Raw genomic sequence first — 12,816 nt, forward strand, 5'->3', positions numbered from 1 at the left:
AGATTATTCTTTAAATTAATTGTTCGAAACTGGAAGTAGTTTGATTCTTTTGATATGCTTCAATCTTTTTTCTTACAAATCTCAATGCAATAGGAGCCAAGTAAATAAGCGCCAAGCCAATCAGTTTCTTTTTCCAGCTTTTGTTTTGGATACTTTTTCTAGCAAAATTGCCGATAAGAGAAACTGCACCAATTTTTAATGTATTTTGAAATACATTTAACCCTGCATCACTTTTTGCAAAACCTAAAACAGCATTTTTATTAAAAAAAGAATCTTTGACATGATTGCTAATTTCTTTAACAATCTCGTTTCTATTTAAACTTATTGTTGATTCTCCTTCTAAATTAGGCTCTTCCTGTAAAAATCTATCTGTAAATCCATGAGTAAGTGCACTTAAGCTTTCTTTGGTATTATCAAAAGTAATTAAATCCTGTAAATCAGAAACTTCCGTTTTAAGTAATTCCTTTTTTCTCCTAAGTTCTTCTAAACTGTTATATTTTGTACTCATTTTCTTAAGAATTTATTAATTTAATAATTTTATCTGCCACGGAATTTTTAATCATTTTTCTAGACAGGAATGTTATCAATATAATCAATAAATAAAGCCCTGCAATTATCAAAATTCCATAGGCGTAATTACCAAGCCAGTGACCAATTAATAAGCCCAAGCCAATATTAAATAAAATGATAAAAAATAAAGCTGCTACAGAGACAATCACAAGAAAAGTAAGTGTACCCGCAGTTAGCGCAGACTTTTCCGTCGCTTCCATTTTTAGCAAGTCTAATTTTTTAGTGGCAAATTCTTTTATTATTTCTACCATAGTATTTTTTTTAAAGTTACAAAAAAAGGAACTTAAAATAAGTTCCTTTTTTTTTGAGGAATTAGTTAGAACAGAAATTAAGATTTCATTCCGTCTAATTTATTTTCTACATCTCCAACAACTTCTTTAGTTGTTGCAACTGCTTGATCTTTATATTTGTCATAACCATCTTTTACAGAAGTAATCACTCTGTCTGCAGTATCTTTCACCTGAGAAGATATGTTTCCGTATTGATCTTTTACTTTCCCAGATACTTCTTCGTACTGTTCTTTCGCTTTTTCAGAAACTTTTCCATACTGATCAACAGCCTGATCTTTTAGATCATTTGCTTTTGATTTAATTTTCTTTCTTGTTTCAGCACCTTCTTCTGGAGCATAAAGCATTCCTAATACTACACCTGCTGCAGCACCTGCAAGAAGACCTGCCAAAACACTCGCTGCGTTATTACCTTTTTTAGACATTTTAGTTAATTTTTAATAGTTAATAAATTTTACGTCCTGGATTTCTCCATTATAGTGAAAGTTGCAATTTATATACCAATCAAAAAATAACACTCTTAAAATTTTGTTAAAAAGTCTGTATATGTGATAAAATCAGTTGAATCGTCTCTAATTTTGATAAATTCGAATTATCAATGACAATTGCATCATCAGCTTTACGTAAAGGTGCAAATTCTCTCTCACTGTCAATTTTGTCACGTTGAGTTAGATTCTTCATTACCGTATCCTCATCTGCTTCTATTCCTAAACGCTGTAACTCAAGAAAGCGTCTTTTTGTCCGTTCTTCAATACTTGCTGTCAGGAAAAATTTAAAATCTGCATCTGGTAGGATCACCGTGCCGATATCACGTCCATCCATGATGATACCACCATTCTTGGCAGCAGCTCGTTGAGTTTCCATTAAAAAATCCCGGATTTCTTTTTGTCGAGCAATCAGGCTTACGGTCTGAGAAATTTTATTGGTGCGAATCTCTTTTGATATATCTATTCCATTTAGAAAAGTGACTAAATCATTATTTATTACTTTAAATTCAAGCTTTATTTCTGATAGCCTTCGAAATAAATGAGGTAAATCAATTTGATTGTCAGCGGTAGTACAATTATTCAAAGCAAATAGAGTAATTCCGCGGTACAAAGCACCTGTATCTAAATGAACCAGTCCAAGTTCATGTGCAATGATCTTTGAGATGGAACTTTTTCCGGTAGAAGAATAGCCGTCGATGGCGATAACAGGTTTTCTCATAACGCAAATTTGTTGATTATTTTTGAATCTAAAAAATTGTAACGGAATAAAAGTTTATATATCATTAGGCATCGGCTCATTTTCAGTCAATTGCATTTGATAGCAAATAACTAATGCTTTGAAATAAAATGACCTACTGAACTTCTAGTCCCGATTGAAACGGCATCCTTTTTTGAGGAGGAACGACGATAAAAAGATAGAGTGGAAAGCGGGTCCGGATGTTTTAAGAAGCGATAGTCTAAATACTGCATAAACGGTTCCCCATTTTTGTGTTTTAAAATATAATCTATTTCAAAGATTATTAGTTTCTCCGCACAAAGTTGAATAAATATTCTTTTAATACCGCGAGATTTAGCTATTGAAGAAAACTGTAGTTATCTTTGTAAAAAAAATAAAGATGTCCAGACTTATTTCCGACTTAGGGATTATTCATCCACTTCAAAAAGCATTAACTGACTTAGAAATAAGTGTTGCCACTGATATTCAGGAACAGGTTATTCCCATCATTTTACATCAAAATGAAGATATAGTTGCTCTGGCCAAAACTGGAACCGGTAAAACGGCAGCTTTCGGGTTACCTCTTTTACAGCTGGTAAATGTCGAAAATAAGAATATTCAGACCTTAATATTGGCTCCTACCAGAGAACTCAGTACGCAGATTTATCATAATCTGACCACTTTTGCGAAATATATTCCAGACGTTTCCATCGTACTATTAACGGGTGGAAATACGGTAAAATCCCAAGTAGAAGAACTGAAAGCTGGTGCTCATATTATTGTGGCGACACCAGGCCGATTCTTAGACTTGTTAGAGAAAGGGGAGTTGGATGTAAAATCTCTAAAACATTTAGTTTTGGATGAAGCCGACGAGATGTTTCAGGCCTTAAAGGACGATCTAATGCCGATATTGAAAGCATTGCCAAAAGATCACCGCACCTTTTTATTTAGTGCAACAATGCCCGGTGAATTGAAAGATATCGTGCACAACTATATGTCCAAGAACGCAATTTCTATTGATTCTGACATGGCTACAATAGGGCATGAAGGTATTATTCATCAATATATTGTGGTAGAACCAATAGAAAAATTAGACGTGCTTTTGCACTTTTTAAATTCTCAGGGAACTGGCAGAGGAATTATCTTCTGTAAGACTAAAGCTGCGGTAAATAAATTAGCAAAAAATCTTGCAATTCGTAAAATTTCATCAGGAGCTTTACACGGAAGTTTAACACCGGGAATTCGCGATCGAATTATGGAGCAGTTCCGTGAAGGATATATAGATATTCTGGTTGCGACAGACTTGGTTGCCAGAGGAATTGACGTAAAAGAGCTAGCCTATATTGTGAATTATCATTTACCTGATACCCATGAAGCATACGTGCACCGTAGCGGACGAACAGGTAGAGCAGGAGCAAAAGGCCTTTCTATGACGATTATTCAGGAAGAGGAAGTAAAAGAAATTGCCGGTTTTGAAAAGGAACTCGGAATCCACTTTGAGCCAGTTTCGAAAGCAAATGCAGAGGATATTGAGTTGAACAATACGTTGGTGTGGGCCAAAAAAGTTTTTAAAACAAAACCAAACCGCGAGATTCCAGAAGAGGTCAGACAACAGGTAAAAACGATTTTCCACCATTTAACGAAAGAAGAACTAATAGATAAAGTAATTGCCAACTATTTGGCAGAACACAATAAGCAACTTTAAGCTTCAATAAGCAATAAAAGAAGCGGCCTCTATTTGAGTTTTTATCAAATAAAGGCCGCTTTAATTTTATACCTGTTTTTAGAGTTGGCTTTGAAGCCGAGGATTAGTTTTACTCAACTACCTTTTCAACCCGTTCTACATTGTCGAATTTTGACAAAGTCAATCGAACGATACTATCTTCCTGTGCTAATAGATCATGTGGAACATTAGCTTCTAGAGAAATCAGATCACCTGCTTTTAGTAGCATTTTCTCTCCTTTAACTCCAAAGTCAATGGCACCTTCGTGAATTTCCACTGTAATAGGGAATCCAGCTTTATGCTCTTTCATTGTTTGTCCTTTTCTGAACAGGATCCGAATTTCTTTTGATGATTCGGTCTCCATCATTACCGTAACTGCTACTTTATCTTCGTTGTAATTAAGCTCGCTTCTTAAAGATGCTGTTTTCATAATTCACTTTTTATATTATTCTTCAATTTACCAATTTTTTTGGTATAATCTCCTTAGTTGTTACTTGGATTGGTAGAAGATGAAAAGAATCATATCTGATCTATTTTAAGTTTCTTCTACTTAACTCTTTCTCAAACGCTTTTTTGTTTGCTCTATTTTTAGCTAACATCGGTAGAAAAAGCAAAGGAAAAAGGTAAGAATTCCAAAACCGTTTTTTACCGTACTGTAGGTTGCTATTCCCACTATTACTCCAAAAAGCACTGCATGAACGATTGAAGTAGATTTTATTTTTTTCGCTTCATCAAAGAGCTCTTGATCTGTTAGTTCTAATACCGGTTTTTGTGTCATTTTTTATGATTAGATTATTTCGTACTTAAAACAGTTATAATTACCGCGAAATATGGATTTTAATTTTGAAGTCTATTTACCTACGATTCCCCGAAACTTCCACTAAATCTAAGGTAATGCCAAACATATTGACATTTGATGCATTATGATATCTTACATGGGCGTAGTCAAATCGAAAACTGGAGATTTTAATTCCAAAACCGGCAGAAAGTCCGGCAAAACTTCGTTGATCTAAGACTGCCAACTCATTTCCTCTCTTTACATTGTATCCTAAACGAATATTAAATGCTTGCTGTGGAAAAAGTTCTGCGCCCAAAGAAAGATGATCGGCGATCTTTCGTGACCAGTTAATTTCCTGACCATTATTATTGAAATCTTGTGAAATATTTAATTTTTGTAAATCATGTGCAGTGATGGTAAAAGCCAAAGGAAAGTCATCTAAAATTCTGGTATATCCTAAATCAACCCGAAAAGCAACATTCTCACGAACCCCGTTAAATGATTTAAACTGGTAACCGAAGTTTCGAAAAACCAACGCAATAGTTTCATTCGTCATTGTATTATGATACGTTACCCCTGCCGTTCCCAACACTGCCATAGAAGTGTAATTATCAATTTTTGAGGTTACGAAGCTGGCGCCACCTGCAATTGTAAAATCTTCATCAAATTGGTAAGCATAAGAAAGTCCCAATGCTGCATCCATGGCTCCAAATTGGCCATTAATCTCTGCACTTTCATCAGTTCGAGGGATATTTCCGTAATCCATATATCGAGCATTAATTCCCACTAAATGACCTTCTTCCAAATCTTTTACATAACTGATTGTCCCATATTGTGAGCCTGCGAGAAAAGATGCATAATTTACGGAGATCATTTTATCTTGCTCCACATTCATCAAACCAGGATTTACAGCTGTGAAAGCGACATCAAAATCACGAACAGATACCGCATCTCCACCTAAAGCAGCTTGTCTCGCAGAAGAAGGAAGGTTTAGAAAAGGGTACACAGTGGTCCCCTCCTGAGCAGATAAAATGCCAGCAAAAAGTAAAATGGAAACAACGGTATATTTTCTCAAAAATGCGTTTTAAAAGTGTAAAAATAAATTATTTAATATTGTTTGGAAATAATTTTGGTGTAAATATAATTCTATTAACGAAATTATTTGGGTTTCCTTATATTTGCACCGTAAAAAGTAATAAACTATAAAATGAAATACGAACGAATTCTTCTTAAACTGAGCGGCGAGGCATTAATGGGAGACCGACAATACGGCATCGATAATGATCGCTTAAAAGAGTATGCTGCTGAAATCAAAAAAGTTACCGATATCGGTTGCCAAGTTGCTATTGTAATTGGTGGCGGCAATATCTTTCGTGGTTTAGCGGGTGCCGCAAAAGGAATGGATCGTGTTCAGGGTGATTATATGGGAATGTTAGCAACTGTGATCAACGGAATGGCTTTACAGGGAGCTTTGGAAGATGTAGGTATTTTTACCAGATTGCAAAGCGCAATTGAGATGGACAAAGTAGCAGAACCTTTTATTAAAAGGAAAGCAGTTCGTCATTTAGAAAAGGGTAGAGTCGTTATTTTTGGAGCCGGGACCGGTAATCCATATTTCACTACCGATACCGCTGCAACATTACGTGCAATAGAAATTGATGCAGAAGTAATTCTAAAAGGAACAAGAGTTGATGGAATCTACGACTGTGATCCAGAAAAAAATGAAAATGCAATCAAATTTCAAACGTTGACTTATGATGAAGTTTTCGAAAAAGATTTAAAAGTGATGGATATGACTGCCTTTACGTTGAGTAGAGAAAATAATCTTCCTATTATCGTTTTTGATATGAATAAAAAAGGAAATCTTTTAAAAGTAGTAGAAGGAGAAACAGTAGGCACACTCGTTAATTTGTAATTTTATAATAATAATTATAACTTTCCCTTTAGTAATTAAACAGAAATTTTAGATAGAATGGAAGAATTAGAACTTATTGCAAGCATGTCAGAGCAGGAAATGGATGCCGCTCTCAAACATTTGGAACACGCGTTTCAGAAAATCAGAGCTGGTAGAGCTTCAACCTCAATGGTTCAAGATGTAATGGTTGAGTATTATGGTGCGCCAACTCCCTTGAGTCAGGTTGCAAACGTAAACGTGCCAGATGCAATGACGATCTCTATCCAACCATGGGACAAAAGTGCTATTGGAGCAATTGAAAAGGCAATCATTAATTCAAATCTTGGTTTTGCACCTTCTAATAATGGTGAAAATATCATCTTAAATGTTCCACCATTGACGGAAGAAAGACGTCGTGAACTTGCAAAACAAGCAAAGTCGGAAGCAGAAGCTTCTAAAATTGTAGTAAGAAATGCACGTCAGGAGGGAATGAAAGAACTTAGAAAATTAGAAAATGTTTCTGAAGATCTAATTAAAGATCAAGAATCGAAAATCCAGGAATTAACGGATAAATTTGTGAAGATGTGCGACGATCATTTTAAAGTGAAGGAAGCTGAAATAATGAAAGTATAAGTATTTTCGCTATAAATAAAAAAGCCATTTCAATTATTTTGTAATGGCTTTTTAGTTTTTTAAACTTTCTTTTCTGCAAAACTGAAAATCGTTGCCAGTTTAATTTTTGAGTAACCGTTTGATTTAATTTTTGAAGCATTAATCATCGCTTGAGCTAAAATCGCTGTTGGTAAAGGTTTCTGGTGTTTGAATAATCCCAGTGAATTAGCAAATTTGATTATTTTTGAGCCGATTACTTCACCCATACGATCTGAATTTTCTCGGTCCAGCATTCCAGGTTGGAAAATCGTTAATTTATTGAAATTCAATTCTTTAATTTTTTGTTCTAAATCGCCTTTCATCCTGGAATAGAAAATCGCTGATTTAGAATCTGCACCATATGCGGAAACCAAAATAAAATCTTCGACTTGATTTTTTTTGGCTGCTTTGGCAAAGTGAAATTGGTAGTCCACATCTACTTTATATTGTGCTTTTTTACTTCCTGCTGCTTTCAATGTAGCTCCAAGACACGAAAAAGCAACATCTCCTTTTACTAAATTGCTCCAAATTTCAGGATGATCAAAATCAACAATATGAACTTTAATTTTCTGATTAAAATCTTTCAATTCTTTTCTTACAAATAAATGTACTTCTTCAAAATCATTGTCATTTTCAAGCTGTTTCACTAACTCTTTCCCTGTAGCGCCTGTGGCACCTATAATTAATGCGATCATAATTTTACATAAGTAATGAACAAGATATAATACTCGTTCTCCCACAAATTTAGTAATTTTAAAGAGTAAAAGCGATTGCCACGACAAATCAACATTAAACTATAGCAATATGGATATAACACAAATCTTAGAATACACTCAAAGGAAAAAAGGTGTGGAAGAGACTTTTCCTTTTAATCAAGACACTTTGGTACTAAAAGTGGGAGGCAAAATGTTTATGTTGATTCCATTAGAAAAACATCCTTTAAATTTCTCTGTAAAAACAAAACCAGAATGGAGCGCAGACTTACGGGAGCATCATCCGCAAATAACGGGTGCTTATCACATGAACAAAACACATTGGAATTCTGTCATAGTAGCAGGTTTAAAAGAAGATTTGATCAAGAGATTAATTGATCAATCTTATCAACTTGTTTTCGATAAACTACCAAAAAGCGTAAAAGAAAATATTTAATATCCTAAACAAGGTAAGACTGAATTCTTAAAAAAAACTTCATTTTGTCATAGAAAGACTTTCCACCGAGCATGAGGTGAAATCCAATAAAGGGACCGCGAAAACTGTTGTCTTGATAGGCGAAATTATAACCTAAATTAAGAGCGATGCCATTAAAGATATTTGCACCTAGACTCGGACTAACATTTTTTGTGCTTACCGCCAAATTTGCCTCCCAAATCTCTTTTCCAAGTGAATACATATAATGAGCAACCGGAATTAACTGTACTCTACCCTTAACGAAAGTTAGATATGTTCCAACACCAATATTTTTGCCGGTATTGTAAATAGAGGGTTCATTAATTCTATAATCCAACCCAACGTAGGCTGCATTTTTACCAATGTAATCGTAACCTACATTTGCAGCAATACCTTGTGAGAAAAGCATTTTCACACAAAATAAACTTATAAGTGCAATACCGGATTTTTTTAACATGTCTTATATTAATTGGAAAATGATAATTGTAAGGTGTTATTAAAAAACTCTTTTTTAAAACAGATATTCGTCGGTTCGTTTTTTATCCAGATCTAATTGATCAATCAATTTTTCAAGGGATTCGAATTTTATTTCTTCATGTAGAAAATCACGAAAGTTTACCGAAATCTCTTCACCGTAAATATCATCATTAAAATCCAGAATATAAACTTCTGTGGTAATTAGTTTTCCTTCAACCGTAGGATTGGTTCCGATACTCAGCATTCCTTTATAAGGGGTGTTGTTCACAAAGACATCAACAATATAGGCTCCTTTTTTCGGTAGTAATTTGATTGCATCAACTTCGATATTCGCGGTTGGGTAACCAATTGTTCTTCCTATTTTTTTACCATGAACTACTTTTCCTGTAATAGAGTAGTTGTAGCCTAACATTTCATTTGCTGAAATTATCTCACCACTAGACAAAGCGTTTCTAATTTGGGTCGAGCTTATATTAAGATCTTTATAATTAACTGCTTCCACTTGTTCTACTTCAAAACCACATTCAGGACCTAATTTCTTTAATAATGAAAAATCACCACTTTTATTTTTTCCAAAAGTATGATCGTAGCCAATAATAAGATGTTGAACTTTCAGTTTATTTACTAAAACCTGCTTCACAAATTCCTCTCCGGTTAAATTTCTGAAATCTTCATCAAACTCCTTTAGAAATAGATGTTGTAAATCATTTTTCTCGAGCAAATATTTCTTTTCTTCAATCGTATTCAACAATTTTAAATCGTCGGAAGGACTGAATACTTTGCGTGGATGTGGCCAGAAGGTCAGAATTGCGGACTCTAAATCTTTACCTTTGGATATTGCATTCAATTTGGAAATGATGCTTTGATGTCCAAGATGCACACCATCAAACATTCCTATTGAAAGCGCCAAAGGAGCAGAATTTGTACGGGCGAAATTTTCTTTAATATTCAAGTGAAAATGTAAATAATTAGGAGAAGATTTACCATAAAAATGGCGTTAAATTTACTTTTTGCAAATATGACAAAAATCTTCTTTTAAACCAATTGCAAATTTGCGAATATTCATTATATTTGCACCAAGAAAAAAATTAGCAATGGCAAACCAACTTAAAGGAAAAATTTCTCAAATTATCGGTCCGGTAATCGATGTACATTTTACAGATGCGGAACAACTTCCAAACATCTATGATGCATTGGAAATTACAAAAACCGACGGTAATAAAGTGATACTTGAAGTAGAACAACATATTGGTGAAGATTCTGTAAGATGTATCGCAATGGATGCAACAGACGGACTTCAGAGAGGTCAGGAAGTAATTTCACAAGGAAGACAAATTACAATGCCAACAGGCGAAGGGGTTTACGGACGTTTGTTTAATGTAGTAGGAGACGCAATCGATGGTATCCAGCAAGTTTCGAAAGAAAATGGTTTGCCGATTCACAGAGAAGCACCAAAATTTGATCAATTAACAACCTCTGCAGAAATTCTTTTTACCGGTATTAAAGTAATTGACTTGGTAGAGCCTTATGCAAAAGGAGGAAAAATTGGTTTGTTCGGTGGAGCAGGTGTTGGTAAAACAGTATTGATCCAGGAATTAATTAACAATATTGCGAAAGGTCATGGTGGACTTTCTGTTTTTGCCGGTGTAGGTGAAAGAACCAGAGAAGGAAACGACCTTTTGAGAGAGATGCTAGAATCAGGTATTATTAAATACGGTGATGCGTTCATGGAATCTATGGAAAATGGAGGATGGGACCTATCTAAAATTGATCTTGAAGAAATGAAAGACTCTAAATGTACTTTCGTTTTCGGACAAATGAATGAACCACCAGGAGCAAGAGCTAGAGTTGCTTTGTCTGGGTTAACTATCGCTGAATATTTTAGAGATGGTGATGGACAAGGACAAGGAAGAGATGTATTATTCTTCGTTGATAATATCTTCCGATTTACTCAAGCAGGTTCTGAGGTTTCTGCACTACTAGGAAGAATGCCATCTGCAGTAGGTTACCAACCGACTTTGGCTTCAGAAATGGGTGCGATGCAGGAGAGAATTACTTCTACAAAAAATGGTTCAATTACTTCTGTACAGGCAATCTACGTTCCTGCAGATGATTTAACTGACCCGGCACCAGCAACGACATTTGCTCACTTAGATGCAACAACCGTATTGGACAGAAAAATTGCTTCCCTAGGTATTTATCCAGCAGTAGATCCATTGGCTTCTACTTCTAGAATCTTAACTCCTGAAATTTTAGGAGATGAGCATTACGACTGTGCACAAAGAGTAAAAGAAATCCTTCAAAAATATAAAGCATTACAAGATATCATCGCAATTCTAGGAATGGAAGAGCTTTCTGAAGATGATAAATTAGCGGTTTACCGTGCTAGAAAAGTGCAGAGATTCTTGTCTCAACCTTTCCACGTGGCAGAACAGTTTACAGGTTTGAAAGGGGTGTTAGTAGACATTAAAGATACTATCAAAGGATTCAACATGATCATTGACGGTGAGTTAGATCATTTACCTGAAGCTGCTTTTAACCTTAAAGGTACTATCGAAGAAGCAATTGAAGCAGGTGAAAAAATGTTAGCGGAGAACGCATAATTAGAAAATAGAATAAAGAAAAAAGAGAAAAGAAATATAGACTCTTTTTTCTTTTCTCTTTACTCTTTAAATCTAAAAAGAATGAATATAAAAATTTTAACTCCTGAGTTTGTGGTTTTTGAAGGTGAAGTAAAATCCGTTTTGCTTCCTGGAAAAAATGGTGAATTCCAAATCATGAAAGATCACGCCGCGATTGTTGCTTCCTTAAATGGTGGTAAAATTAAAGTGTTCACTGATGAAATCAAGGAGGAATATGCTCAACATTTCACTAGGGAAAATGAGAAAGAAAGTGCTTTCTCGTTCCATATGAAAAGTGGAGTGATAGAATTCAGTAATAATAAAGGAATTATTCTAGCCGAATAATAGTCTTTTATATCAATAGTAAATCCCGTCTTATTTCTAAGACGGGATTTTTTATATCATGGTTGAATTTTTCAGTATTCCGAAGATTTGCCAAAAAAGAATGATAATAGCACACTTTGAACAGTTAAATTTTAAATTTTTAGTTACTTAAATAAATGAGAAAATGTGGTCGCCATTAAACTTTGACTTTTTCCTTCTGATGAGCAATGATAATTAAAGTAATCATAATTACTATTGAAATAAGTGATGCGTTTAAAGTTCCTAAATCCAATCCACCTTTCGCAATAGGTTTGGTTAAGAAATCACCGAAGGTCGCACCAAATGGACGGGTAAAAACAAAGGCAATCCAAAACAAAAGGATATGATTGATTTTGGTAAAGGAATGTAATAAGACAACAACGATAATAACAGATAAGGTAATTGCAGCTCCGACAAGATAACTCAAGCCTAAACCGTCATTCAAATAATCTCCAAACGCAGTTCCTAAACTGTTTGAAAATAATACTGCAACCCAAAAAAAGATTTCTTTTTGTTTCTCAAAAATCGGAGAAACTTCGAGATTTCCGTACTTTTTATACCAAAGATAAAGGGTTAATAAAAGAAAAGTAACGAGAATCAAACTTCCTAAGGCATAGCCCAAATGTAAACTTCGGTCTATAAAATCTGAAATTTCTGTACCTAAAGTCGTGGTTCCGATAATAACCAACCAGAAAAAAACTGGAATGTATTTCTTAGCTGAAAGTTGTAAATAAAGAGTGAATAAAAAGAAGAGTAGGGTAATTCCAATTCCAAAGAGGTACCCTAAATTCAATGTTTGCGCGATGAAATCGCCTAAAGTTTCACCAAGTGTTGTGGCGACAATTTTCATCAACCAAAAAAGAACGGTAATTTTTGCTATTTTATTAAGAGAGAAATTATCAGCAGAATTCATTGGTAATTGTTTTAAGTTGAACGCATCAACTTTGAATCCATTATTTATTTTTTGAAATAAATATTGAATGATATACTCAAATTATATCTTATTGCTTAGTACAGAAAAACTAAAGTTCACAAAAAAACCTAAAGATTTTCAGAACTTTATGTTCTATAGTAATAGGATT

Annotated in this window: 17 protein-coding genes; 6 read left to right on the plus strand and 11 right to left on the minus strand. The window is 34.4% G+C overall.

What is annotated here, in order from left to right; all coding sequences use genetic code 11:
• Nucleotides 1-10 precede the first annotated feature (10 nt).
• The 4 genes from FNJ88_RS13790 to cmk form a co-directional block, all read right to left on the minus strand.
• Nucleotides 11-508, minus strand: a complete 498-nt coding sequence (locus FNJ88_RS13790) for a phosphoribosyl-ATP pyrophosphatase (RefSeq protein ID WP_143853805.1) — start codon at nt 506-508, stop codon at nt 11-13.
• A 4-nt stretch (nt 509-512) separates the two neighbouring features.
• The gene (locus FNJ88_RS13795) at nt 513-821 is read right to left on the minus strand and encodes a hypothetical protein (RefSeq protein ID WP_143853806.1); all 309 of its coding nucleotides are present in this window, start codon (nt 819-821) and stop codon (nt 513-515) included.
• A gap of 77 nt (nt 822-898) precedes the next feature.
• Nucleotides 899-1,282 (minus strand): YtxH domain-containing protein, encoded by a 384-nt coding sequence (locus FNJ88_RS13800; RefSeq protein ID WP_143853807.1) that lies wholly within the window; start codon nt 1,280-1,282, stop codon nt 899-901.
• Between the two features lie 106 nt (nt 1,283-1,388).
• On the minus strand, nt 1,389-2,063 hold the full coding sequence (gene cmk, locus FNJ88_RS13805; RefSeq protein WP_143853808.1) for a (d)CMP kinase: 675 nt from the start codon (nt 2,061-2,063) through the stop codon (nt 1,389-1,391).
• Nucleotides 2,064-2,460: 397 nt separating this feature from the next.
• Between cmk and FNJ88_RS13810 the strand changes: the two genes are divergently transcribed.
• Nucleotides 2,461-3,765, plus strand: a complete 1,305-nt coding sequence (locus FNJ88_RS13810; RefSeq protein ID WP_143853809.1) for a DEAD/DEAH box helicase — start codon at nt 2,461-2,463, stop codon at nt 3,763-3,765.
• Nucleotides 3,766-3,874: 109 nt separating this feature from the next.
• Here FNJ88_RS13810 and FNJ88_RS13815 read toward each other — a convergent pair whose 3' ends face one another.
• The 3 genes from FNJ88_RS13815 to porQ all read right to left on the minus strand — a co-directional run bounded on the left by FNJ88_RS13815 (nt 3,875) and on the right by porQ (nt 5,636).
• Entirely contained in the window at nt 3,875-4,213 is a 339-nt protein-coding gene (locus FNJ88_RS13815) for a cupin domain-containing protein (protein ID WP_143853810.1), read from the minus strand.
• A 162-nt stretch (nt 4,214-4,375) separates the two neighbouring features.
• Entirely contained in the window at nt 4,376-4,561 is a 186-nt protein-coding gene (locus FNJ88_RS13820) for a hypothetical protein (RefSeq protein ID WP_143853811.1), read from the minus strand.
• Between the two features lie 76 nt (nt 4,562-4,637).
• Complete coding sequence (gene porQ, locus FNJ88_RS13825; protein ID WP_143853812.1) at nt 4,638-5,636, minus strand: type IX secretion system protein PorQ; 999 nt, start codon at nt 5,634-5,636, stop codon at nt 4,638-4,640.
• A 132-nt stretch (nt 5,637-5,768) separates the two neighbouring features.
• On the opposite strand from porQ, the gene pyrH reads away from it, so the two are divergent.
• Nucleotides 5,769-6,476, plus strand: coding sequence for a UMP kinase (gene pyrH / locus FNJ88_RS13830; protein WP_143853813.1), 708 nt, complete (start codon nt 5,769-5,771; stop codon nt 6,474-6,476).
• A gap of 57 nt (nt 6,477-6,533) precedes the next feature.
• Entirely contained in the window at nt 6,534-7,088 is a 555-nt protein-coding gene (gene frr / locus FNJ88_RS13835; protein ID WP_143853814.1) for a ribosome recycling factor, read from the plus strand.
• A 59-nt stretch (nt 7,089-7,147) separates the two neighbouring features.
• On the opposite strand, the gene FNJ88_RS13840 is transcribed toward frr, so the two are convergent.
• Entirely contained in the window at nt 7,148-7,801 is a 654-nt protein-coding gene (locus tag FNJ88_RS13840; protein WP_143853815.1) for an NAD(P)H-binding protein, read from the minus strand.
• A gap of 109 nt (nt 7,802-7,910) precedes the next feature.
• Here FNJ88_RS13840 and FNJ88_RS13845 point away from each other — a divergent pair, with 109 nt between their 5' ends.
• Entirely contained in the window at nt 7,911-8,255 is a 345-nt protein-coding gene (locus FNJ88_RS13845; RefSeq protein ID WP_143853816.1) for an MmcQ/YjbR family DNA-binding protein, read from the plus strand.
• A 4-nt stretch (nt 8,256-8,259) separates the two neighbouring features.
• Here the strand turns inward: FNJ88_RS13845 and FNJ88_RS13850 are convergent, their stop codons facing one another.
• Nucleotides 8,260-8,730, minus strand: coding sequence for a hypothetical protein (locus tag FNJ88_RS13850; RefSeq protein WP_143853817.1), 471 nt, complete (start codon nt 8,728-8,730; stop codon nt 8,260-8,262).
• A gap of 54 nt (nt 8,731-8,784) precedes the next feature.
• Nucleotides 8,785-9,642, minus strand: a complete 858-nt coding sequence (locus FNJ88_RS13855) for a bifunctional riboflavin kinase/FAD synthetase (protein WP_262711480.1) — start codon at nt 9,640-9,642, stop codon at nt 8,785-8,787.
• Between the two features lie 202 nt (nt 9,643-9,844).
• Between FNJ88_RS13855 and atpD the strand changes: the two genes are divergently transcribed.
• A complete protein-coding gene (gene atpD / locus FNJ88_RS13860; protein WP_143853819.1) occupies nt 9,845-11,353 on the plus strand; it encodes a F0F1 ATP synthase subunit beta in 1,509 nt (502 codons plus the stop codon).
• An 81-nt stretch (nt 11,354-11,434) separates the two neighbouring features.
• Nucleotides 11,435-11,716 carry a F0F1 ATP synthase subunit epsilon gene (locus FNJ88_RS13865; protein WP_143853820.1) on the plus strand — a complete coding sequence of 94 codons (282 nt, stop codon included), beginning with the start codon at nt 11,435-11,437 and terminating at the stop codon, nt 11,714-11,716.
• A 175-nt stretch (nt 11,717-11,891) separates the two neighbouring features.
• Here the strand turns inward: FNJ88_RS13865 and FNJ88_RS13870 are convergent, their stop codons facing one another.
• Nucleotides 11,892-12,647, minus strand: coding sequence for a hypothetical protein (locus FNJ88_RS13870; protein WP_143853821.1), 756 nt, complete (start codon nt 12,645-12,647; stop codon nt 11,892-11,894).
• Between the last annotated feature and the right edge of the window lie 169 nt (nt 12,648-12,816).

Source organism: Chryseobacterium sp. SNU WT5 (genome assembly GCF_007362475.1).
In the GTDB taxonomy this organism is placed as follows: Bacteria; Bacteroidota; Bacteroidia; order Flavobacteriales; family Weeksellaceae; genus Kaistella.

Excerpts from the sequence above, each read along its gene's own strand:
- FNJ88_RS13790 (WP_143853805.1), bottom strand. The coding sequence starts at position 508 with ATGAGTACAAAATATAACAGTTTAGAAGAACTTAGGAGAAAAAAGGAA.
- FNJ88_RS13795 (WP_143853806.1), bottom strand. The coding sequence starts at position 821 with ATGGTAGAAATAATAAAAGAATTTGCCACTAAAAAATTAGACTTGCTA.
- FNJ88_RS13800 (WP_143853807.1), bottom strand. The coding sequence starts at position 1,282 with ATGTCTAAAAAAGGTAATAACGCAGCGAGTGTTTTGGCAGGTCTTCTT.
- cmk (WP_143853808.1), bottom strand. The coding sequence starts at position 2,063 with ATGAGAAAACCTGTTATCGCCATCGACGGCTATTCTTCTACCGGAAAA.
- FNJ88_RS13810 (WP_143853809.1), top strand. The coding sequence starts at position 2,461 with ATGTCCAGACTTATTTCCGACTTAGGGATTATTCATCCACTTCAAAAA.
- FNJ88_RS13815 (WP_143853810.1), bottom strand. The coding sequence starts at position 4,213 with ATGAAAACAGCATCTTTAAGAAGCGAGCTTAATTACAACGAAGATAAA.
- FNJ88_RS13820 (WP_143853811.1), bottom strand. The coding sequence starts at position 4,561 with ATGACACAAAAACCGGTATTAGAACTAACAGATCAAGAGCTCTTTGAT.
- pyrH (WP_143853813.1), top strand. The coding sequence starts at position 5,769 with ATGAAATACGAACGAATTCTTCTTAAACTGAGCGGCGAGGCATTAATG.
- frr (WP_143853814.1), top strand. The coding sequence starts at position 6,534 with ATGGAAGAATTAGAACTTATTGCAAGCATGTCAGAGCAGGAAATGGAT.
- FNJ88_RS13840 (WP_143853815.1), bottom strand. The coding sequence starts at position 7,801 with ATGATCGCATTAATTATAGGTGCCACAGGCGCTACAGGGAAAGAGTTA.
- FNJ88_RS13845 (WP_143853816.1), top strand. The coding sequence starts at position 7,911 with ATGGATATAACACAAATCTTAGAATACACTCAAAGGAAAAAAGGTGTG.
- FNJ88_RS13850 (WP_143853817.1), bottom strand. The coding sequence starts at position 8,730 with ATGTTAAAAAAATCCGGTATTGCACTTATAAGTTTATTTTGTGTGAAA.
- FNJ88_RS13855 (WP_262711480.1), bottom strand. The coding sequence starts at position 9,642 with ATGTTTGATGGTGTGCATCTTGGACATCAAAGCATCATTTCCAAATTG.
- atpD (WP_143853819.1), top strand. The coding sequence starts at position 9,845 with ATGGCAAACCAACTTAAAGGAAAAATTTCTCAAATTATCGGTCCGGTA.
- FNJ88_RS13865 (WP_143853820.1), top strand. The coding sequence starts at position 11,435 with ATGAATATAAAAATTTTAACTCCTGAGTTTGTGGTTTTTGAAGGTGAA.
- FNJ88_RS13870 (WP_143853821.1), bottom strand. The coding sequence starts at position 12,647 with ATGAATTCTGCTGATAATTTCTCTCTTAATAAAATAGCAAAAATTACC.